At 64.5% G+C, this 19432-nt stretch carries 20 protein-coding genes; 18 read left to right on the top strand and 2 right to left on the bottom strand.

Annotation, left to right across the window (positions count from 1 at the left end; genetic code table 11):
• The first annotated feature begins 5 nt into the window (after positions 1-5).
• On the top strand, positions 6-950 hold the full coding sequence (locus tag AC5I49_RS18520; protein ID WP_495789708.1) for a M48 family metallopeptidase: 945 nt from the start codon (positions 6-8) through the stop codon (positions 948-950).
• A gap of 90 nt (positions 951-1040) precedes the next feature.
• Complete coding sequence (locus tag AC5I49_RS18515) at positions 1041-1481, top strand: rhodanese-like domain-containing protein (protein WP_012203223.1); 441 nt, start codon at positions 1041-1043, stop codon at positions 1479-1481.
• A gap of 22 nt (positions 1482-1503) precedes the next feature.
• On the opposite strand, the gene AC5I49_RS18510 is transcribed toward AC5I49_RS18515, so the two are convergent.
• Positions 1504-2439 carry a LysR family transcriptional regulator gene (locus tag AC5I49_RS18510; protein ID WP_495789707.1) on the bottom strand — a complete coding sequence of 312 codons (936 nt, stop codon included), beginning with the start codon at positions 2437-2439 and terminating at the stop codon, positions 1504-1506.
• A gap of 105 nt (positions 2440-2544) precedes the next feature.
• Here AC5I49_RS18510 and AC5I49_RS18505 point away from each other — a divergent pair, with 105 nt between their 5' ends.
• Positions 2545-3519, top strand: coding sequence for a Bug family tripartite tricarboxylate transporter substrate binding protein (locus AC5I49_RS18505; protein ID WP_277849386.1), 975 nt, complete (start codon positions 2545-2547; stop codon positions 3517-3519).
• Between the two features lies 1 nt (position 3520).
• Positions 3521-4279, top strand: coding sequence for a maleate cis-trans isomerase family protein (locus AC5I49_RS18500; RefSeq protein WP_495789706.1), 759 nt, complete (start codon positions 3521-3523; stop codon positions 4277-4279).
• A 168-nt stretch (positions 4280-4447) separates the two neighbouring features.
• Here the strand turns inward: AC5I49_RS18500 and lysM are convergent, their stop codons facing one another.
• Complete coding sequence (gene lysM, locus AC5I49_RS18495; protein WP_016446469.1) at positions 4448-4918, bottom strand: peptidoglycan-binding protein LysM; 471 nt, start codon at positions 4916-4918, stop codon at positions 4448-4450.
• Between the two features lie 185 nt (positions 4919-5103).
• Here lysM and AC5I49_RS18490 point away from each other — a divergent pair, with 185 nt between their 5' ends.
• From AC5I49_RS18490 to AC5I49_RS18425, 14 genes are all read left to right on the top strand, one after another.
• Positions 5104-5916 carry a type III pantothenate kinase gene (locus AC5I49_RS18490; RefSeq protein ID WP_016446468.1) on the top strand — a complete coding sequence of 271 codons (813 nt, stop codon included), beginning with the start codon at positions 5104-5106 and terminating at the stop codon, positions 5914-5916.
• 199 nt (positions 5917-6115) lie between these two features.
• The gene (gene gspE / locus AC5I49_RS18485; RefSeq protein ID WP_016446467.1) at positions 6116-7822 is read left to right on the top strand and encodes a type II secretion system ATPase GspE; all 1707 of its coding nucleotides are present in this window, start codon (positions 6116-6118) and stop codon (positions 7820-7822) included.
• Positions 7815-9032, top strand: coding sequence for a type II secretion system F family protein (locus tag AC5I49_RS18480; RefSeq protein WP_016446466.1), 1218 nt, complete (start codon positions 7815-7817; stop codon positions 9030-9032). Before gspE ends, AC5I49_RS18480 begins: the two co-directional genes overlap by 8 nt.
• 32 nt (positions 9033-9064) lie before the next feature.
• Positions 9065-9505 carry a type II secretion system major pseudopilin GspG gene (gene gspG, locus AC5I49_RS18475; RefSeq protein WP_017405949.1) on the top strand — a complete coding sequence of 147 codons (441 nt, stop codon included), beginning with the start codon at positions 9065-9067 and terminating at the stop codon, positions 9503-9505.
• Between the two features lie 52 nt (positions 9506-9557).
• Positions 9558-10004 (top strand): GspH/FimT family pseudopilin, encoded by a 447-nt coding sequence (locus AC5I49_RS18470; protein WP_312840029.1) that lies wholly within the window; start codon positions 9558-9560, stop codon positions 10002-10004.
• Positions 10004-10408 carry a type II secretion system protein gene (locus tag AC5I49_RS18465; protein ID WP_312840028.1) on the top strand — a complete coding sequence of 135 codons (405 nt, stop codon included), beginning with the start codon at positions 10004-10006 and terminating at the stop codon, positions 10406-10408. The genes AC5I49_RS18470 and AC5I49_RS18465 overlap by 1 nt, the downstream gene beginning before the upstream one ends.
• Positions 10405-11100: a prepilin-type N-terminal cleavage/methylation domain-containing protein gene (locus tag AC5I49_RS18460; RefSeq protein WP_495789705.1), complete on the top strand. Its 696-nt coding sequence runs from the start codon at positions 10405-10407 to the stop codon at positions 11098-11100. The genes AC5I49_RS18465 and AC5I49_RS18460 overlap by 4 nt, the downstream gene beginning before the upstream one ends.
• Positions 11101-11147: 47 nt before the next feature.
• On the top strand, positions 11148-11894 hold the full coding sequence (locus tag AC5I49_RS18455; protein ID WP_209670255.1) for a general secretion pathway protein GspK: 747 nt from the start codon (positions 11148-11150) through the stop codon (positions 11892-11894).
• A gap of 69 nt (positions 11895-11963) precedes the next feature.
• Positions 11964-13139, top strand: a complete 1176-nt coding sequence (locus AC5I49_RS18450; RefSeq protein ID WP_495789704.1) for a PilN domain-containing protein — start codon at positions 11964-11966, stop codon at positions 13137-13139.
• Positions 13136-13708: a type II secretion system protein GspM gene (gene gspM / locus AC5I49_RS18445; protein ID WP_209670259.1), complete on the top strand. Its 573-nt coding sequence runs from the start codon at positions 13136-13138 to the stop codon at positions 13706-13708. Before AC5I49_RS18450 ends, gspM begins: the two co-directional genes overlap by 4 nt.
• Entirely contained in the window at positions 13705-14400 is a 696-nt protein-coding gene (locus tag AC5I49_RS18440; RefSeq protein ID WP_495789703.1) for a hypothetical protein, read from the top strand. Before gspM ends, AC5I49_RS18440 begins: the two co-directional genes overlap by 4 nt.
• Positions 14401-14422: 22 nt before the next feature.
• On the top strand, positions 14423-16924 hold the full coding sequence (gene gspD, locus AC5I49_RS18435) for a type II secretion system secretin GspD (protein WP_495789702.1): 2502 nt from the start codon (positions 14423-14425) through the stop codon (positions 16922-16924).
• A 74-nt stretch (positions 16925-16998) separates the two neighbouring features.
• Entirely contained in the window at positions 16999-17436 is a 438-nt protein-coding gene (locus AC5I49_RS18430; protein ID WP_209670266.1) for a hypothetical protein, read from the top strand.
• A 205-nt stretch (positions 17437-17641) separates the two neighbouring features.
• Complete coding sequence (locus tag AC5I49_RS18425; RefSeq protein WP_495789701.1) at positions 17642-19399, top strand: cell surface protein; 1758 nt, start codon at positions 17642-17644, stop codon at positions 19397-19399.
• Positions 19400-19432 lie beyond the last annotated feature (33 nt).

The following is a 19432-nucleotide window of genomic DNA, read 5'->3' as shown; positions in this document are numbered from 1 at the left end:
TCGGCATGGCGGACACGGCACAGCGTTCCTGGGACTGGTTGGTGCCGCCCGCCGTGGAAAGACAGGACGGCGGGCTGAGGCCGCGCCGTGAGCGATCCGCTCAACCCGAAGCGCCGCAGGCTTTGCCTGCACCTGCACCTGCACCTGCACCTGCACCTGCACCCACCCCGCCCGCCGGCTCCGTGCACAGTTCCTTCGTTCATCCGCAAGCCAACCAGCAGGCGGTTCTCCAGGGGCAGGTGCTGCACTATCGGTTGCAGCGGTCGCGCCGGCGCACCATAGGCTTCACCATCGGCGCACAGGGGCTGGTGGTCAGCGCGCCCGCATGGGTGAGCATGACGGCCATCGGGCAGGCACTGGATGCGAAGTCGGGCTGGATACTGCGCAAGCTCCAGGAGGCCGGGCAGCGCCAGCGGGCCCAGCAGTCGGCACGCATCCGGTGGGAGCACGGCGGCCAGATCGACTATCTGGGGCGTCCCCTGGCACTGCTTCTCACCGGTGGCGAAGCCCAGCCGCTGCGCACCCGCCAGGTCCACCGCGAACAGGCGGCCGACGGCAGCCAGTCCCTGCACCTGCCCCTGGCGCCAGACGCATCGGCTGCCGAGGTGCGTGCCTGCGTGCAGGCCTGGATGCTGCGCGAGGCCCGCTCCTGGTTCACGGCCAGCCTGCAGCGCCATGCGCCGCTGCTGGGCGTGCAATGGACCAGCCTGCGCCTGACCAGCGCGCGCACGCGCTGGGGCAGCGCCAACACCGCAGGGGCCATCCGCCTGAACTGGCGGCTCATGCAGCACACGCCCGAGGTCATCGACTACGTGGTCGTGCACGAGCTGTCCCACCTGCGCCACATGGACCACAGCCCGCGCTTCTGGGCCACGGTGGCCAGCGTGATGCCGGGCTGGGAGGCGCAGCGCCAGGTGCTGCGTGACAAGCTGCTGCCGCCCTGGGAGTAGGCGATCCGGGCACCGGCGAGGCGGCGCCAGTCGGGCTGGACGGTTATTCTTGCCGGGCACACAACCGCGTCCTATCAAGAAAGCCCATCCATGTCCGCAAACGCTCCCGTTCCCGCAGCCATTCCCCTGACCGTCCAGCCCGCACAGGGCTATGCCGGCGACATTCCTCCCGAACTTGCCTGGCAATGGCTGCAATCCGGCGAAGCCGCGCTGGTGGACGTGCGCACCGATGCCGAGCGCGAGTGGGTGGGCCGCGTACCCGGCGCCGTGGCCGTGGCCTGGAAGCAGTGGCCGTCCATGGCCATGAACCCCGATTTCGACAGCCAGCTGCGCGCCGCCGTGCCTGAGGGCGGCAAGGTGGTCCTGCTGTGCCGCAGCGGCGTGCGCTCGGTGGCCGCTGCCCAGCGCGCAGCGCAACTGGGCATCGAGGCCTACAACATCCTCGAAGGCTTCGAGGGCGATGTGGACGCCAGCGGCCAGCGCGGCCATGTCGGCGGCTGGCGCCTGCGCGGCCTGCCCTGGCGCCAGTAAGCCGGCGCCAGCCTGTCGTCGCTCAGCGCTGCGGCTGCGCGAACCCCAGCGCCGCCGCCCGGGCGGCCACCATGTCCACCAGGGCCTGGGCCGGTCCTGACAGCGTGGCCTGCGAGCGCATGGCCAGCAACAGCCGGCGCCGTGTGTTGAGCGCCCCCAGCGGGCGCAGCCGCAGTGCCCGCGCGGCCAGGTGCGGCGCGGTGGCCGCGTGCGGCAGGATGGCCAGGCCCAGGCCCACCGAGACCATGTGGCACATGGCATCGAAGCTGCGCACCTGGATGCGGATCCGCACGGGCCGGTTGATGGATTCGGCCTCGGCCGCAATGCGCCGCATCAGCGAGGTGGAGCGGGCCAGGCTCACGAAGTCGTGGTCCAGCACGGTGGCCAGGGGCACGGGGGAGTCGTCGTCCGTGTCCAGCGCATGGCCGCGCGGCATGACCAGCACCAGTTCGTCCACATCGCAGACCTGGGTGCTCAGCCCTTCCAGTGGCGTGTTCTCGCCAATGATGGCCAGTTCGGCCACGCCGCTGAGCACGGCCCGCACGGATTCCTCGCTCAGCGCGTCCTCCAGGTCCACCGAGACACCTGGGTGGGAGGCCATGAAGTCGGCCAGCAGCCGCGGCAGAAAGCCTGCGAACGCCGAGTTGTTGGCCCACAGGCGCAACTGGCCTGTGGCGCCGCTGCGAAAGTCGTCCATGGCCAGGGCCAGATGCTCCAGCCGGGCCACCACGTCCACGGCATGGTGGTACATGCTCTGGCCGGCGGGCGTGGGCGTGACGCCGCGCTTGCTGCGCACCAGCAGGGTCACGCCGCAGTGCTGCTCCAGCTCGGCCACGCGCTTGCTGGCGGCTGCCAGTGACAGCCCCAGCGTGCGCGAGCCGGCCGTCAGGCTGCCGGCATCGACCACGGCCACATACAGGCGCAGTGTCAGCAGATCGAAGCGGTGCAGGTTGATCATTCGCATCCTCCACCAGAGACGAAGGATGGATCAACGAGATACGGCTGTTCGACCGCGAGCAGGCCCGCAAGAATGCGCCGGTACAAAGAGAACATGGAGACAAGCATGAATCGACGCATTGTGCTGCAGGCCGCCGGCCTGGCAGCGGCAGCCCTGCTGGGCGCAGGAACCGTCCAGGCCCAGGCCTTTCCAGCCAAGTCCATCACCCTCGTGGTCCCCAATCCGCCCGGCGGCGTGGTGGACACGGCGGCACGCCTGGCGTCCGATCCGATGTCGCGCCTGCTGGGGCAGTCGGTCGTGGTGGACAACCGGGGCGGGGCCAGCGGCAACATTGCCTACCAGATGGTGGCCAGGGCTCCCAAGGACGGCTACACGCTGCTGGCTTCGTATTCGGCCTACCACGTGGGCAATCCGGCGCTGTTTCCCAAGCTGCCCTGGGCGCAGTCCGAGCTGGCACCCGTGGGGCTGATCGTGGCCGCCACCAATGTGATCGCCGTTCATCCTTCCGTTCCGGCGAACAATCTGCAGGAGTTCATTGCCTATCTGCGCAAGAACCCGGGCAAGGTCAATTACGCGTCGCAGGGCAATGGCTCGCTGTCCCATGTGGGCACGGCCGTGTTCGCCCAGGTGACCCAGACCCAGATCACGCATGTGCCCTACAAGGGGTCCGGCCCGGCCATCCAGGACGTGCTGGGCGGCCAGGTACAGATGTTCATCACCACGCCGCCTTCGGTGCTGGGTCATGTGCAGACGGGCAAGCTCAGGGCCCTGGCCGTGACCAGCAAGACGCGCCATCCCATGCTGCCCGATGTGCCCACCACGGCCGAAGCGGGCCTGCCAGGCTTCGAGCTGGAGGCCTGGGTCGGCCTGTTCGCGCCTGCGGGCACGCCGCCCGACGCCATCGCCAGGCTGTCGGACGCGCTCAAGACCTCCCTGGAGTCGCCCGACGTGCAAAAGCGCGCGGCCCTGCAGGGCGTGGAGCCGCGATTCCTCGGCCCGCAGGCGCTGGCCGCCCTGGTCCAGCGCGAGACGGACCACTGGGGCAAGGTCATCAAGGCCAACCACATCACGATGGATTGACATGACAGCCAAAACCCATTTCCGTATCGGGCAGATCGTGCCCAGCTCCAACACCACGATGGAGACCGAGATCCCCGCCATCCTGCGGGCCCGCGAGGCCCTGGCGCCCGAGCGTTTCACCTTTCACTCGAGCCGCATGCGCATGAAGCATGTGACCAAGGAGGAGCTGGCTGCCATGGACGGCGACAGCGACCACTGCGCGCTGGAACTGTCGGATGCGCGTGTCGATGTGCTCGGCTATGCCTGCCTGGTGGCCATCATGAGCATGGGGCGCGGCTACCACCGTGTCTCCGAGACGCGCCTGCACCAGCGCACCGTGGACAACGGCGGCCCCGCGCCTGTGGTCACCAGCGCCGGCGCCCTGGTCGATGGCCTGCACGCCATCGGCGCGAAGAAGGTGGCGCTGCTGGCGCCCTACATGAAGCCGCTGACGCAGCTGGTCATCGACTACATAGAGAACGAAGGCATCGAAGTGGTGGACAGCATCTCGCTGGAGATTGCCGACAACCTGCAGGTGGGCGCCCAGGATGCGCGCGCACCCATCGAGATCACGCGGCGCCTGAACACGGCCAATGCCGACGCGGTCATCGCCTCGGCCTGCGTGCAGATGCCCTCGCTGGCCTCGGTGCAGCCCATCGAGGACCGCGTGGGCCTGCCGGTACTGTCTTCCTCGGTGGCCACGACGTTCATGATGCTCAAGCGCCTGGGCTTGCCGACAGCCGTTCCGGGATTCGGTGCGCTGTTGAGCGGTAAATACTGAAGCTTTCATTGAGAAAGGCCGCTATTGCGGCCTTTCTCGGAGCGGGGTAGGTCTAATTCGCGGCATCCAGAACTGGCATGAGCCAGGTCAGAGACACCGAGCAAGGGCCGCCCCGCCGCGAGGGTGTCGTCCCCCTCAGGGGGAAGCGGCGACGCCGCTCAGGGGGGCTTAGATTGCCGGAATGCGCAGCTTCTGGCCGGGGTAGATCTTGTCGGGGTGGCTCAGCATGGGCTTGTTGGCCTCGAAGATCACCGGGTACTTGTTGGCATCGCCATAGAACTTCTTTGCAATGGCCGACAGCGTGTCGCCGCGCACCACGTCGTGGTACTGGGCTTCGGGCTCGGGGTTGGTCACCGTCATCTGGTTGTCCACGGACTGCACGCTGGAGACGTTGCCGCAGCACAGCGTCACCTTTTCCTTGGCCGCCTGGGTAGGTGCCGTGCCCAGCACCGTGACCTTGCCCTGCGAGCCGTCGAACTGCACCTTCACGTCACTGACGCCCAGGTTCTGCGTGCCGATATAGGTCTCGATGGCCTTGGCCGCCTTGGCATTCAGGTCTTGCGCAGGCTCGGCTGCCTGTGCGGCGCTGCCGCCGAACAGCTTTTCGCCGGCTTCCTTGATGAAACTGAAAAGTCCCATGGGTGACTCCTGTTGGTGGGTGGAAAAACGGAAAGGCCAATGTAACGCCTAACAGTGGCAGCGCGCGCTGCCGGGCAGGAGCGCTCCCGGATTTTTGACATTTGCGCCATTCTTGCGTTCACGTCCTCACTCAGTTGTCGTCCATGGCTGACGCTATCCTCCGGAAAACTCCGATAATCCCGCCCATGACTTTTTTGGCCATAGACATCGGCAACACCCGCTTGAAATGGGCGATGTACGACGCGCATCGGCCTGGCGCTGCCCTGCTGGCGCACGGCGCCGAGTTCCTTGAGCACATCGAGCACCTGGCCGAAGGGCCGTGGAGCGACCTGCCCACGCCCACGCGCATGCTGGGCTGCGTGGTGGCTGGCGACACGGCGCGACGGCGCGTGCACGACCAGATCGACATGATGCTGGGCTGGGATTTCGAGCCGCAGTGGGCCGTGCCCAGCGCAGCCGAGGCCGGCGTCACCAATGGCTACGATTTTCCGTCGCGCCTGGGTGCGGACCGCTGGGTGGCCATGATCGGTGCGCGCCAGCACATCCTGCAGCGCGGCCCCGAGCGGCCCCTGATCGTGGTCATGGTCGGCACGGCCGTCACCGTGGACGCGCTGGACCAGCATGGCCACTTCATGGGCGGGCTGATTCTTCCGGGCCACGGCATCATGCTGCGCGCCCTGGAAAGCGGCACGGCCGGCCTGCATGTGCCCACGGGCGCGGTCACGCCATTTCCCACCAACACCAGCGACGCCCTGACCAGCGGCGGCACCTACGCCATCGCCGGTGCCGTGGAGCGCATGTACCAGCATCTCTACATGCACTGCAGCATGGAGCCTGCCTGCGTCATGGCCGGCGGCGCAGGCTGGAAGATGGTGCCCAGCATGACGCGGCCTTTCGAACTGGTGGACAACCTCATCTTCGAGGGGCTGCTGGTCATGGCCCAGCGCCGTTGGGGCGATGCCAGCGGCCTGCCCGCGGAGGCGGTGAAGGCGGCTTGAAGCCGCCTTGAACCACCTGACAACGCCTGAAACCGCCTGAGGCCACTTTTCATCGTGCAGCGCAGCATCGCGCCGCACGATTGCGCGCGTAACAGTTGATGACGGGAAGGCGGCGCCCCTGGGTGTCGCATGCTATGCCTTTGGCGGGGGATGCGGCGACAGTGGATAATCCGCGGCAATGTCTTCCACCAATCACCTCATGGAACCGATTGCCGCTGTCGAAGCCCCGATCAAGGGGCGGCTGGGCGAACGCCTCCTTTCCGCCGGCAAGCTGAACGAGCGCGATCTGCAAAACGCCCTGCAGGCGCAGCAGGAGTTGGGCGGCTACCTGGGCCAGGTGCTGGTACAGCTGGGTGTGGTGGCGGAAACCGACGTGGCCCAGGCGCTGGCCGAGCAGCTGCAGATGCGCTGGCTGCGTGCGGAAGAGTTTCCCGACCTGCTGCCCGACGTGCCGGGCCTGCTGGCCAGTTTTCTGGATGCGCAGTGCGTCTGCCCGATTTCGCTGCAGGACGGCGTGCTCGAAGTGGCCATGTCCGTGCCGCAGGACCCCTTCATCACCAAGGCGCTGCGCCTGGCCACGGGGCTGCAGATCAAGCCCGTGCTGGCGCTGGAGGCCGACATCCGCAAGGCACTGTCCGAAGCAGGCCAGGAACCCGAAGGGGAAGAAGGCCAGGACTGGGAATCGGACGCCACGGGTGGCGACTTCGTCGAACATCTGAAGGACCTGGCCAGCGAGGCGCCCGTCATCCGCCTGGTCACAGGCATCATTTCCCGCGCCATCGAGCTGCACGCCTCCGACATCCACCTCGAGCCCTTTGAAGCCGGCCTGCAGGTGCGCTACCGCATGGACGGCGTGATCCACGCGGCCGAACTCGTGCCGCCGCGCCTGAGCGCCGCCGTCGGCTCGCGCGTCAAGCTGCTGGCCCATCTGGACATTGCCGAGCGCCGCCTGCCGCAGGACGGCCGCATCAAGACCCGCGCCAAGGGCCGCGAACTGGACCTGCGCGTCTCCACCGCGCCCACGGTGCATGGCGAGAGCATCGTCATGCGGGTGCTGGACCGCGCCAGCGTGAGGCTGCGCCTGGAAAGCATGGGCTTCGAGGCGGACACGCTCGAGAAATTCAACACGCTGCTGGCCAAGCCGCACGGCATTGTGCTGGTCACGGGCCCCACGGGCTCGGGCAAGACCACCACGCTGTATGCAGCCCTGTCCAAGATCGACGCGGTTTCCAACAAGATCATCACCGTCGAGGATCCGGTCGAATACCAGCTCGACGGCATCAACCAGATCCAGGTCCATCCCCAGATCGACCTGACCTTCGCCAACGCCCTGCGCTCCATCCTGCGCCAGGACCCGGACATCATCATGATCGGCGAAATGCGTGACGGAGAAACCGCGCAGATTGCCGTGCAGTCCGCCCTGACAGGTCACCTGGTGCTGTCCACGCTGCACACCAACACCGCCGCAGGCGCCGTCACCCGCATGCGCGACATGGGGGTGGAGAGCTACCTGATCACCTCCTCGGTCAACGGCGTGCTGGCCCAGCGGCTGGTGCGCACGCTGTGCTCGCGCTGCAAGCAGCCCGACACACTGCCGACGGCCGCCATCGAGGGCAGCGGCCTCAAGCGCTTTCTGCGCGAGGGCTCGCCCATCTACCGCGCCGTCGGCTGCGAGCACTGCCGCGGCACTGGCTACAAGGGGCGTACCGGCATCCACGAACTCATGGTCATCGACGAGCCGCTGCGCCGCGCCATCATCGAAGGCCAGGATGCCAACGCCCTGCATGCCATGGCCGCCAAGAGCGGCATGCTGAGCCTCTATGACGACGGCCTGCGCAAGGTGGCCTCGGGCGTCACCACGCTCGACGAAGTGCTGCGCGTGACCCAGGACCAGAGCGATGCCTGATTACAGCTGGGAGGCCGTGGACAGCCGCGGTCAGATGGTCAAGGGCACTTTTTCCGCTGCGGCCGTGGCCGAGGTGGTGGTGCACCTGCGCAAGAGCCGCCTGTCGCCCATCAAGGTCGAGGAAGCCGCAAGCCTGGGCAATGTGCCGCTGGCGGCGCGTGCGCTCAAGAAAGGCCGCATCAAGGCCGACGACATCCAGGGCATGACCACCGAACTGGCCATCATGATGCGTGCCGGCCTGTCGCTGGACAATGCGCTCAAGGTCCTGGTGGAGATGAGCCACAAGGTGCAGATGCAGGCCATGCTCCAGTCCGTGCTCGACAGCGTCAAGGCCGGCATGCCGCTGAGCCAGGCGCTGGGCAAGCACCATGACCTGTTCGGCGACTTCTATATCAACATGGTGCGCTCGGGCGAGGCCAGCGGCCAGATGTCGGGCGTGCTCAACCGGCTGGTGGAACACATGGCGCGCCAGCGTGCCCTGCGCGACAGCGTGGTCTCGGCCACCATCTATCCGGCCATCCTGCTGGGCGTGGCCGTGCTGTCCCTGGTGGCCATGCTGGGCTTCGTGGTCCCGCAGTTCGAGCAGCTCTTCAACGACATGGGCGACGCGCTGCCCCTTCCCACGCAGTTCGTGATGGGGCTGGGCCATGCGTTTCGCAGCTACGGCTGGGCGGTGTTCATCGTGCTGGGCGCGCTGGGCTGGGCCTTTTCCCGCTGGGCCAAGAGCCCCAAGGGCCGCCAGACTTGGCAATCGTGGCTGCTGGGCCTGCCGGGCCTGGGTGGCGTGGTGCGCAAGTACCAGCTCACCTTGTTCAGCCGATCGCTGGGCACGCTGCTGGGCAACGGCGTCACGCTGCTGACCGCACTGCGCATTGCCAGCGACACGGTCTCCAACGTCGCCATCCGCGAGCGCCTGGAAAAAATGGGTCCCATGGTCAAGGAAGGCCATCGCATGGCCCATGCTGCCCAGAAAACCGGAGAATTCGAGCCCCTGGCCCTGAATCTGGTGCGGGTGGGCGAGGAAACCGGCCGCCTGGGCGACATGATGCTGGAGCTGTCCAACATATTGAACCGCGAGGTCGAAAACGCGATCAAACGCCTCCTGACCATGCTGGAGCCGGCGCTGATCCTGGTCCTCGGTATCCTTATCGCCTCCATCATCGTGTCGATCCTGCTCGGAATCCTGTCCGTCAACGATCTGGCCGTCTGATGAATCTGAATTGTCTGAAAGGTATGTAGAAGATGATGCGCATGCAAAAGCAACTGTCCTCCCGCGCCCGCAAGCGTGGCTTCACGCTGATCGAACTGCTGGTCGTGCTGGCCATCCTGACCCTGCTGGCCGGCCTGGTCGGCCCCAAGGTGCTGAACCAGTTGGGCGGAGCCAAGACCAAGACGGCCGGCGTGCAGATTGCCGACATCGAAAAGGCGCTGGAGCTGTACAAGCTCGACGTGGGCCGCTATCCCACCTCGCAGCAAGGCCTGGACGCGCTGGTCAAGCAGCCCGCTGGCGTCGCCGGCTGGGCAGGCCCTTACCTGAAGGGTGGCGTGCCGAATGATCCCTGGAACAATCCTTACCGCTACACCTATCCGGCTGCCAATGGCGACCTCGAGATCCTCTCGCTGGGCTCCGATGGCACACCCGGCGGAGAAGGTGAAGCTTCCGATATCCGCAACACCAAGTAAGTTGCTGGTCTGACGCCTCAGTGCAACGCTGCCTCCGTGCCGGGAATGAGTCTTGAAGCGCGCCCATGGTTTCACGCTGATCGAGTTGCTGGTGGTGTTCGGCATCCTTGCCGCCATCATCGGCATCGTGCCGCCTGCCATGGGCAAGCTGCGCGATGCCGTGGACTATCGGCAGACGGTGCAGGACGTGACGGCCCTGCTGCGCAAGGCGCGCCAGCAGGCCACGTTGCAGGGCATGCCCGTAGCGTTTGCGGTCAATACGAATAATCGGCAGTACGGCATCGCCGGCCAGGCCACGGCCAAGCTGCCCGACAGCCTGACGGTGCAACTGACCACGGCAGCCGGCATGGCCCTGCCCGACGGTAGCCAGACCATCGTCTTCCTGCCCGAGGGCGGTGCCACGGGCGGCAGCATTTCGCTCGCCCGCGCGCAAAGCGGCAGCGGCGTGCGTCTGCGTGTGGACTGGCTGTCCGGCCAAGTCACCAAAGAGGCCCTGTAGTGCGTCGGCGCGCTGGAGCCCGCACCCGGGTGCGGGGCATGACCTTGCTGGAGTTGCTGGTGGCGCTGTCCATCATGGCGATCTCGCTGGCGCTCATCTATCGGGCGGTGGGTGGTTCCGCGCGGGGCGTCGCCAAGCTGGAACAGAACCAGGGCGTGGCCCTGCTGGCCGATTCGCTGATGGACGCCTTCCCCATGGTCGATCCTGGTGGCACCCAGGCTTCCGGCCAGGATGGCATCTATGCTTGGCAAGTGACTTCGGCGCCTTTCCCGGTAAGCGACTTGCCTGAGACCGCCGTCCCCCTGCATGCATTGCGAATCACCATCTCTGCCGAAAATCGCAGCTGGGTCTTTGAAACCCTGCGTCCGCAGCGACCATTGCAGCCAGGCGAGGTAACGCGATGAGAGTGTCCGGCGTCAAGCCTTCGGCTTCGGCCAGGCAGCGCGGCTTCACGCTGGTGGAGCTGCTGGTGGTCATGGCTTTGCTGTCCCTGCTCATGCTGGGGCTGGCCTCGGCCATGTCCACGGTCTCCCAGACCCAGGAGCGTGTCGATGCGCGACTGGACCGCATGGACCACCAGCGTGTGTCCATTGCCTTCCTGCGCTCGGTTCTGGGCCAGGTCTCTGCCGTGCGCCGGCAGGCGGGCCTGCGCAAGCAAGGCGAGAGCGAGCTGTTTTTCGAAGGCGGCCCGCAGGGCATGCGCTGGCTGGGCATCATGCCCGCACGCTTTGGCATGGGCGGTCGTACCCACTTCCAGCTTTCCGTCGAAGGCGATGCCCTGGTGCTGCGCTTTGCGCCCTGGCAGGGGCCAGATGCCATGCCCGACTGGGGGCAGAGCCAGTCCTACGTGATCGATCGCGGTGTCACGGGTTTTGCCTTGCGTTACCAGAACGCCAAGCTGGGCGTGGCACATTGGCAGCCGCAATGGGGGCCCGAAAAAGACAACGAAAAGGAACTGCCGTCTGCCGTGCAGATCGAGTTGCAGTCGGCTTCTGGAGCGTGGCCGTTGACCGTTATTGCCCTGCGCACGCCCGCTGCATCGAATCCCCAGCGGGTGGACGACGAGGCCAGTCTTGGAGGGGGGCGCAGCTTTTGAACAGAAATCAAACCCTTGTCGCCAAGAAGGCTTGCAAACAACAGGGCATGGCCCTGATTTTGGTGCTCTGGATCGTGGCTGCCTTGGCGATTTTTGCTAGCAGCCTGGGAAGGGTCGTTCGCCAGGAGGCAGCTGTGGGCGGGGTGACACGACAACTGGCGGAAGGACGCGCACTGGGAGAAGCAGCCATTTATCAGGTGCTGCAACGCATGGCGGTCAGGCCAGCCGACTTCCGGGAGTTCAGTGTCGTTCCCATCTCACTGGGAGGCGCGGTTGTCGAGGTGGATATCATCCCATGGAGCGGCCTGGTGAACATCAATGGTGCATCGTCTACGCTTTTGTCGGCCTTGCTCACCCAGGTGGCCGGCTTGGGGCAAGGGCCTGCAGAGGTGCTTGCCCAGGCCATCGTCCAGGCACGCACCGGCGATGGGCAAAGACGGGTGTTGCGTCCTGCTTGGGAGTCGCCGGAGGACTTGCTCCAAGTCCCGGGCATGACCTATGACGTCTACTCCCGCTTGCGGGATTTTGTCGTGGCCGATGTCAGTGCACGCTCCAGCATTAATCCTGCTGCCGCTCCTGCGCAACTGCAGCCCTGGCTTGAACGCGCGGACGGCGTCGCCGCCTTTAGACAGACCACCATAAGCTCACGCTACAGCCTGGTAGCGAAAGTGCCCTTTGGCGGAGGGGGCGGCGTGAGGCTGGTGCGGCAGGTGGATGTGCAAGGCGGCATGGGAAACAGGCGGCTGCCTTGGGTTATTTTTTCGGCTTCCCAAGCTTGGGTAGGACGCATGTAAGCCTGATGCGGCAGGGCAAAAAAAGGAACTGACGACTATGGTTCAACCATTACAACAACGGCGGGATGCATGGCCTTGCTGACATCCGATGCCAAATTTTTCGGCCTCGATCTGAGTTCACTGGGCGGGCAATTTCGCGACGCCTGGCAGCAATTGACCCAATTGCCCTGGCTGCGCCGCTGTCTGCCTGCCGCGCGCATGCAGATCGTGAGCACAGACGGTACAGGTCAGCGGCAGACGCATTCGGCCTGGGTGCGTGGCCATTCACTGACCTTGTCGGATGCGGGGCAAGGAGATGTTTCTACATCTGCTGCCTATGCTGGCGTGCTGCTGTCGCCAGACCTGGTGCTGGCGCGTACGCTGCGGCTACCTCGCCTGTCGCCGCAAGCGTTGCACAGTGCGGTGGCGCTAGACGTGCAGACCATGTCGCCATTTGCTGCTGTGCAAACGCTTTGGGGCTATGCGCTGCGACCTGATGCCGGGTCTGACTCTGCAGGCATGCAACAGGTTGATGTGGTGATCACATCGCAGGATCTGGTTGCCAAAGTGCTGCAGGAACAGGCTCAGCGCCTTCCCCAGGGCATGGCTCCAGAGGTCTGGGCCTCGTCGCTGTCCAGCCCCGTACTGCTCCAGGGATTTGGCGAGTCGCGCCGTTTCGGCCGCGAGGCGCGCCAGCGCATGTGGATAATGCTGGGCCTGGGGGGGGCCATCGCCTTGGCCATTGCACTGGCAGTCACTCCCACGCTGCAGTTGCGGTTGAGGGCCCTGGATGCCAGCGATCAGCTCAAGCGGCTTTCCCAGGCATCTTCCGAAGTCGTGGCCAAGCGCCAGGCGGCGGTGGACGAATCGCAGAGCGTCGCAGACCTGCTGGCGCGCCAGCAGCAGCAGGTTGACCATCTGCGCGTATTGGCTCTGCTGACGGAGCTGCTGCCGGACGACACGGCCGTCCAGCGGATCAAGTTCGCTGGCAACAAACTCACCATCGTAGGTCTTAGCGACAACGCATCCGATGTCGTATCCAAGCTGTCCAAGCAAGCGGGCTTCAGTGAGGTACGGCTGCCCAGTGCGGTCACGAGGCCCACTCGCTCCAACAAGGAGAGCTTTACTCTGGAAGCTGTGATTGATCCTGCGGTTCTGGGTTTGTATGCGGCCCCCGCTGCGACTGCAGCCGATGCAGATGCAGAAAAGAAGCCCTCGGATGTTGATGCTCCGAATGCTCCAGCCTCCGCAAAGGAGGGCGCATGAGCACTAGTGCAAAACTGTCGTTGCGCCAGCTGGCGCTGCTGGCTGTGCCTGTTGTATTGGTGCTGGTGCCCATGGTTTTGCTGGCTTTTTGGGTGAATGAGCGTCACCAATGGGCCCAGGAGCAACTCGATACGCTGGAGCCGCGCTATGCGCGCCTGCTGGGTCTGCAGGCCCAGGAGGAGGAAATACAGCAGATGCTTGAGCGCATAGGCAGCGTCAAGGCGCGCCATGTCTATCCGGGCGAGAACGATGCCACGCAGACGGGCAACATCGTGCAGCAAAGCCTGCGCTCGGCCCTTGACCGTGCTGGTCTGACGGTGGTCAGCAGCCAGGTGCGGCCGAATCCCGAAGAAGGGCCTTTCGAGCGCATCGATGTCGTCACTACCGTCGAGGGCGACTGGCCAGCCATGCAGATGGGGCTACTGTCCTTGAAGGACATCAGTCCCACCGTCTGGCTGGACAACGTTGAAATCAACCTCATGGGATCTCTTCAGACCAACGACACGAAAGCGGCGCCCAAGTTCAGTGCCCAGCTCACCTTCAGCATTCTCCGGAGCAAGACATCGTGAAGCACCCCATCAATTGGCTGGGCTGGAGTCTTGCTGGCGCCCAGGTGGCAATGTGCGGTGCGCTGGCATGGGCATGGCTCACTCCGCAGGGCGACATCAGAGACAGCCGCTGGCAGCCGCCGCAGGCCATCAAGGCGGATATCGAGTCACTGCTGCAGCCGCAGCCATCCAGGAAAGCACCTGACGCCGAGGATGATCGCCAACTGCTGCAAATGCAGGAGCGGCCATTGTTTGCGATGAGCCGCCGACCGCCGCCGCCCCCACCCCCGCCGAAGAAAGTGGACGCGGAACCGCCTCCCGAGCAGGATCAATGGTCCCAGGCCAAGGTCACGGGCCTTTTCGATGGAAGCGTCTCCGGCGCCATCATCGTGTACGGCGGCAAGGAGCAGCGCCTGATGCTCAACCAGTCCCTGGATGGCTGGAAGCTGCTGAGCATCCAGGGCCGCGGGATCGAGATCGGACGCGGGGAAACCCGCCGCTCTCTCACTTTGACCAAGGCTGCGCTGGACAAGGCCCCTGCACTGCCTGCGGGTGCACGCTTGCCGCGGCCTTCTGCTGGCGCGTCCGGCACCGCCCCTGACGGTGGCTCGAACAACAACGCTGCCGCTGAACGCCCCGAGCCGCCCCGGCCGGGTGCGGGAGGAGAGGCCTCCCTGGGTGGAGGCCCCAATCTGCCCCGCCGCCGCAATTGAAAGAACTCACCTAACACATCCTATGCAACTGACTAATCGACCTATCCGAACCGCATTGGCACTTGCCGTGTGCCAGTTGCTGCTGGCCTGCGCGCAGCCTGCCAAGAACAACTTCGTCAGCCACTTCCGCGACGACACCCGGCAGTCGGACTATGTATTCCTGCCGGACGATGAGGCGGATGCGGCAAAAGGCAAGAAGTCCGAAAGTGCGGACAGTGCCAAGCCCCGCATCCTGGACGGCACCGGCAAGCTGCTGGCTGAGGCCAAGAGCTTTCCGGCCGTGGAGGGCAAGCCCGTCAAGCTCAATTTCGAGGATGCCCCGCTGTCGCAGGTGGTGCGCACCGTGCTGGGGGACATCCTGTCGCTCGACTACGTGCTGCACCCCCCCATCACGGGCAACATCACGCTGAGCACGCGCAGCACCATTCCTGCAGACCAGGCGCTCAACCTGCTCGAAACCGCACTGCAGGCCAATGGCCTGGCCATGGTGCGCGATGCGCGTGGCACCTACCATGTGGGCCGGGTCGATGCGCTCAAGAGCATCGGCGCCACCGTGCGCCAGGCCGTGTCAGACAAGCCTCTGGCGCCGGGCTACGGCACCATCATCGTGCCGCTGCAGTACATCGGCGCCAACGAGATGGCCGCCATCCTGCGGCCCATGGTTCCCGGCGATGCCATCCTGCGGGTGGACAACATCCGCAACCTGCTGGTCATGGCCGGATCGCGCGCTCAGGCCGAAGGCTGGCTCGACATGGTGCGGACCTTTGACGTCAATCTACTGGAAGGCATGTCTGTGGGGGTCTTTCCCCTGAAGTACGTTTCCATTCAGGAGGTCAGCGCTGCACTGCAGATCATGAATGGCGGTGCAGGGGCTGGCGGTGCAGCTGCGCCGGGTGTGGCACCCGGGGCAGCGAGCGCCGTGCGCCCAGGGGCCGTCGGTACAGGTGCGATTGCCGGCGGAGCGGGCGCATCTGGGGGCGCCACCGCCTTGACGGAAGGCAATCCCTTGTTTGGTGCCCTGCGCATCATGCCCATCGAGCGCCTCAACAGCATCCTTGTGATCACGCCGCGCGCTGCCTATCTGGACGAAGCACGGCGATGGATTGCCAAGCTGGATCAACCTGGTTCCGGGGGGTCCCAGCCCCAGTTGAACATCTATCGAGTGCAAAACGGCAATGCCCGCCATCTGGCGGGCGTGCTGGCGGGCATTTTTGGGGGCGCGATGGCGGGGGCTACTGCCAACAGCGGTGTAGCCCCTGGCTTGGGCACTTCCACCAGTGGCAGTGGCTTCGGGAACAACAGCTTTGGCAATAGCGGTTTTGGGAACAGCAGCTTCGGCAACAGCGGTTTCGGCAGTAACAGCGGCTTTGGCAATAGCGGCTTCGGAGGAAGTGGCTTTGGCAATAGCGGCTTCGGCAATAGCGGCTTCGGCGGCAGCAACTTCGGTTCTGGCCAACGCGTGAGCAGCAATACGGGCTTTGGACAGTCGGGGACGATGGGGCAGCCAGGCAGTCAGGGTGCCGTCGGTGCCAACCTGGGCAGTATCCGTGTCATGGCGGACGAACTCAACAACACCGTGCTGGTCTGGGGCACGCCAGCGGAATTCGAGCGCATCGAATCCACTCTCAAGAAGCTGGACTTGCCGCCAACGCAGGTCTTGATTGAGGCCAGCATCGTGGAAGTCACGCTAAATGACACACTGCGTTATGGGCTGCAATGGGCCTTCAGCGGCGATGTGGGAAACAAGGGCTACAGCGGCAACGGTGGCCTGCTCAGTGCCGGCGGCGAAAAGCCGCCGCCAGGCGCGGCCGGCATGAATTCGGCGGGCCAGTTGACAGAGGATGCCATCACACTGGGTCAAGGATTTAATTACACGCTCAAGAACTCCCTGGGCAACATCAAGGCCGTACTCACGGCGCTTGCTGGCAAGACGCAGGTCAAAGTGGTGGCCAGCCCTACGGTGACCGTTCTGGACAACCATACGGCTGCAATTTCGGTTGGAACACAGCAGCCCTATCAGGCTGGCTCCACTTCCGCCGTGAATGTTGGCACCTCTATAAATTACCAATACAAGGATACCGGCGTGAACTTGCAGGTCACGCCTTCTGTCAACGCCGGCAATCTTGTCACCATGACGGTGAACCAGTCGGTCACGGATGTTGGTGGTAAGGATGAAGTGACCCAGCAGCGCTCGTTCCTGCAACGCCAGATATCCAGTCGTGTTGCAGTGCGCTCTGGGGAGTCCATCGTTATGGGCGGTCTGATTCAGGAAAACTCTAGCGAAGGTCGCTCTGGCATTCCCTATTTGTATGACCTGCCGGTTGTCGGTAATTTGTTCGGCTCCACCAACAACTCGGGTGCACGCACTGAGCTGATCGTCATCATCACCCCGCGCGTGGTACGTACAGACATTGACTTGCGTGAAGTTAGCGACGATCTGCGTGAGCGGATGCGCTCTCTTGCGCCGTTGCTCAAGACTCCAAGCTCGGTCGAGGTGGGGCCGCTCACACCTGCCGTGCCTTGAGTATTGAGCAATCAATCAGGAACATTTGAGCGCCCCAGGCCTCCAATTCCCCTTTTCCCGGAGAGAAAAACCGCATGAAGCACTCGACATTCCCTTTTCCTCTGGCCGCGCGTTCGCGCTGGCTGCAATGGGGCGCCGGCCTGGCCTGCGCCGCAGCCCTGGCAGGCTGTGCCACCACCGGTGCACAGGACCAGAGCCCCGAGGCGCAGGTGACCCAGCGCTCTGCCGCCTACCTGAAGGCACGCCAGGCCGGTGAAGTGGACAAGGCTTACGCCTTGCTGGCGCCTTCCTACCGCGCCGTCAAGAACCAGGAGCGCTTCCGCCTGGAGCAAGGCGCCGCCACCGTACTCAGGGGCGGGGACCTGGTCTCCGCCAAGTGCGAGGAAACTCGCTGCAAGGTGCTGCGCAACTACAGGACCAAGGTCCCCATGATGGGCGATGCCGAGGTGCCTCTGAGCATCTATGAAACCTGGGTCAGCGAGGACGGCCAGTGGTGGCTGTTCATGGAGTAAGTTCCGCTACCCTTGTGTGTAAATGTCTGGGATAATTCGCCGTCCCTGTACCGCAGCTGGCCAGGCAAGTGTTGTTTTTTTCGCAAAAGCTCGCTTGGGCGCCCTGAAAAAGCCATATAGGGGCGTAACTGGCTGTGCTACGATTCCCCGGCGATCAATCGTGGTGGTTGCAACTACCTTATCTTTTTTACTGGAGATAGTTCTTATGAAGAAAAATGTTCTGGCCCTGAGCATTGCTGCCATGGTTGGTGGCCTGGGCTTCGCCGGCGTGGCTTCGGCTGACGTCGTTCAAGGCAAGGTTGCCGCTGACCGTTCCACCGGCATCGGCGTCACCAACGCCACGAAGTTCCAAGTGACCGAAGGCGGCACGGGCCACAACCTGGTGGTGCCTTACTTCAATGCACAGAACGGCAACATGTCCGTGCTGCACCTGGTGAACACCGACACCCAGAACGGCAAGGCCGTGAAGGTGCGTTTCCGTGGCGCCGCCAACTCTGACGACCTGCTGGACTTCCAAGTCCTGCTGTCGCCCCAGGACGTGTGGACCGCTGCCGTGGCCCAAGGTCCCGATGGCCGTCTGCAACTGACGACCTTCGACAACACCTGCACGCTGCCCGCACTGCGTTCGCGCCCCGTGGCTCTGGACGAGAGCTTCAGCGACGTGCCCGCACGTACGACTGCTGGTACCGCTGGCTACTTCAACTCCACGACCGGCCGCCTGAACCCCAAGCTGTCGGCTGACGCTGCGGCCAACGGCACGCGTGAAGGCTATGTTGAAATCTTCAACATGGCTGACATCCCGAAGAAGGACAGCAAGACCTACGCCACTGCCTTCACTGCTGAGTCCGATCTGTACAAGACCATCAAGCACAACGCTTCTGGCGTTGCTGCTTGCGACACGACGGTGCTGAAGGACGTTCTGCTGAACGGCGAGTACACCCTGGAAGCCGAGATCGCCAAGAAGGGCATGACTGCTCCTTCCACCGGTCTGATGGCTGACTGGTACATCATGAATGTGCCCCAGACCACCACGTTCTCCGGCGCGGCTACCGCTGTGACTGCTACGGACGACGCTGGCAAGGCTGCCCTGGGCAACTTCGTTGTGTTCCAACAGAAGTCCAGCAGCGCTGCAGATGCTCTCGTGGTTGTGAACGACGCTACGGCTGACCCGCTGCTGCTGAAGTCCAACGGCTCGAACATTGGTTTCGGCAAGCTGCCCGCAGGCACTGTGACCAACCCTATTGCCACGACCGATGACCCGTTCATCCGCGCCAACCTGAACGACCTGCCCGACATGTCGACGCCTTACCTGGTGACGGCTGGTGGCGTTGCCAAGGTGTCGCCTGTCGTGCAAGCTGCCGCTCTGACGTCGGCCGTGGCCACGAAGAACGTGATCAACCAGTACGCCAACGATGTCAGCATCTCCGGCAAGACCGACTGGGTGTTCTCCATGCCTACCCGCCGTTATAGCGTGGCCCTGGCATACAACAACGACCCTGCTGCTGCCGCACAAACCGTGTTCACGGAGCAGATCCTGGGCGCTGGTGGTACCGCCTTCTTCCACACTGGCAACGCCAAGCTGGATGCAGCTACCGCCAAGGGCGACGCACGTATCTGCGTGGATGCCAACGGCATCGTGACCTACGGTCGTGAAGAAGAAGTCAAGAGCGATGATTTCGATCTGTCGCCCGCTCCTTCGTCCAAGACCTCGTTCTGCGGCGAAACCAGCGTGCTGAAGTTCGGCGTGGCTCAATCCGACGTGTCGGTGCTGGGTGCTTCCGTTGCCTTCCAAGGCATCAAGAACCCCGTCTCCAAGCGCGGCTGGGCCAACATTGCCACCACCAATGGTGACAACGGTCTGCCTATCCTGGGTTCCGCCTTCATCAAGCTGACCAACCCCAGCGCTGGCGCAGGCTTCTCGGGCACCTACGGCATCACCTGGCCCCACCGCTATGTGCGTTAATTTGTTTGCGTGAGCAAGCAACTTAAAGCCTAA

The sequence above is a fragment of the Delftia sp. genome (assembly GCF_059499305.1).
The sequence above is the reverse complement of the archived record's forward strand: the minus strand, read 5'-3'. Positions and strand labels throughout refer to the sequence as shown.

Excerpts from the sequence above, each read along its gene's own strand:
- AC5I49_RS18520 (WP_495789708.1), top strand. The coding sequence starts at position 6 with ATGGCGGACACGGCACAGCGTTCCTGGGACTGGTTGGTGCCGCCCGCC.
- AC5I49_RS18515 (WP_012203223.1), top strand. The coding sequence starts at position 1,041 with ATGTCCGCAAACGCTCCCGTTCCCGCAGCCATTCCCCTGACCGTCCAG.
- AC5I49_RS18510 (WP_495789707.1), bottom strand. The coding sequence starts at position 2,439 with ATGATCAACCTGCACCGCTTCGATCTGCTGACACTGCGCCTGTATGTG.
- AC5I49_RS18505 (WP_277849386.1), top strand. The coding sequence starts at position 2,545 with ATGAATCGACGCATTGTGCTGCAGGCCGCCGGCCTGGCAGCGGCAGCC.
- AC5I49_RS18500 (WP_495789706.1), top strand. The coding sequence starts at position 3,521 with ATGACAGCCAAAACCCATTTCCGTATCGGGCAGATCGTGCCCAGCTCC.
- lysM (WP_016446469.1), bottom strand. The coding sequence starts at position 4,918 with ATGGGACTTTTCAGTTTCATCAAGGAAGCCGGCGAAAAGCTGTTCGGC.
- AC5I49_RS18490 (WP_016446468.1), top strand. The coding sequence starts at position 5,104 with ATGACTTTTTTGGCCATAGACATCGGCAACACCCGCTTGAAATGGGCG.
- gspE (WP_016446467.1), top strand. The coding sequence starts at position 6,116 with ATGGAACCGATTGCCGCTGTCGAAGCCCCGATCAAGGGGCGGCTGGGC.
- AC5I49_RS18480 (WP_016446466.1), top strand. The coding sequence starts at position 7,815 with ATGCCTGATTACAGCTGGGAGGCCGTGGACAGCCGCGGTCAGATGGTC.
- gspG (WP_017405949.1), top strand. The coding sequence starts at position 9,065 with ATGATGCGCATGCAAAAGCAACTGTCCTCCCGCGCCCGCAAGCGTGGC.
- AC5I49_RS18460 (WP_495789705.1), top strand. The coding sequence starts at position 10,405 with ATGAGAGTGTCCGGCGTCAAGCCTTCGGCTTCGGCCAGGCAGCGCGGC.
- AC5I49_RS18455 (WP_209670255.1), top strand. The coding sequence starts at position 11,148 with ATGGCCCTGATTTTGGTGCTCTGGATCGTGGCTGCCTTGGCGATTTTT.
- AC5I49_RS18450 (WP_495789704.1), top strand. The coding sequence starts at position 11,964 with ATGGCCTTGCTGACATCCGATGCCAAATTTTTCGGCCTCGATCTGAGT.
- gspM (WP_209670259.1), top strand. The coding sequence starts at position 13,136 with ATGAGCACTAGTGCAAAACTGTCGTTGCGCCAGCTGGCGCTGCTGGCT.
- gspD (WP_495789702.1), top strand. The coding sequence starts at position 14,423 with ATGCAACTGACTAATCGACCTATCCGAACCGCATTGGCACTTGCCGTG.
- AC5I49_RS18430 (WP_209670266.1), top strand. The coding sequence starts at position 16,999 with ATGAAGCACTCGACATTCCCTTTTCCTCTGGCCGCGCGTTCGCGCTGG.
- AC5I49_RS18425 (WP_495789701.1), top strand. The coding sequence starts at position 17,642 with ATGAAGAAAAATGTTCTGGCCCTGAGCATTGCTGCCATGGTTGGTGGC.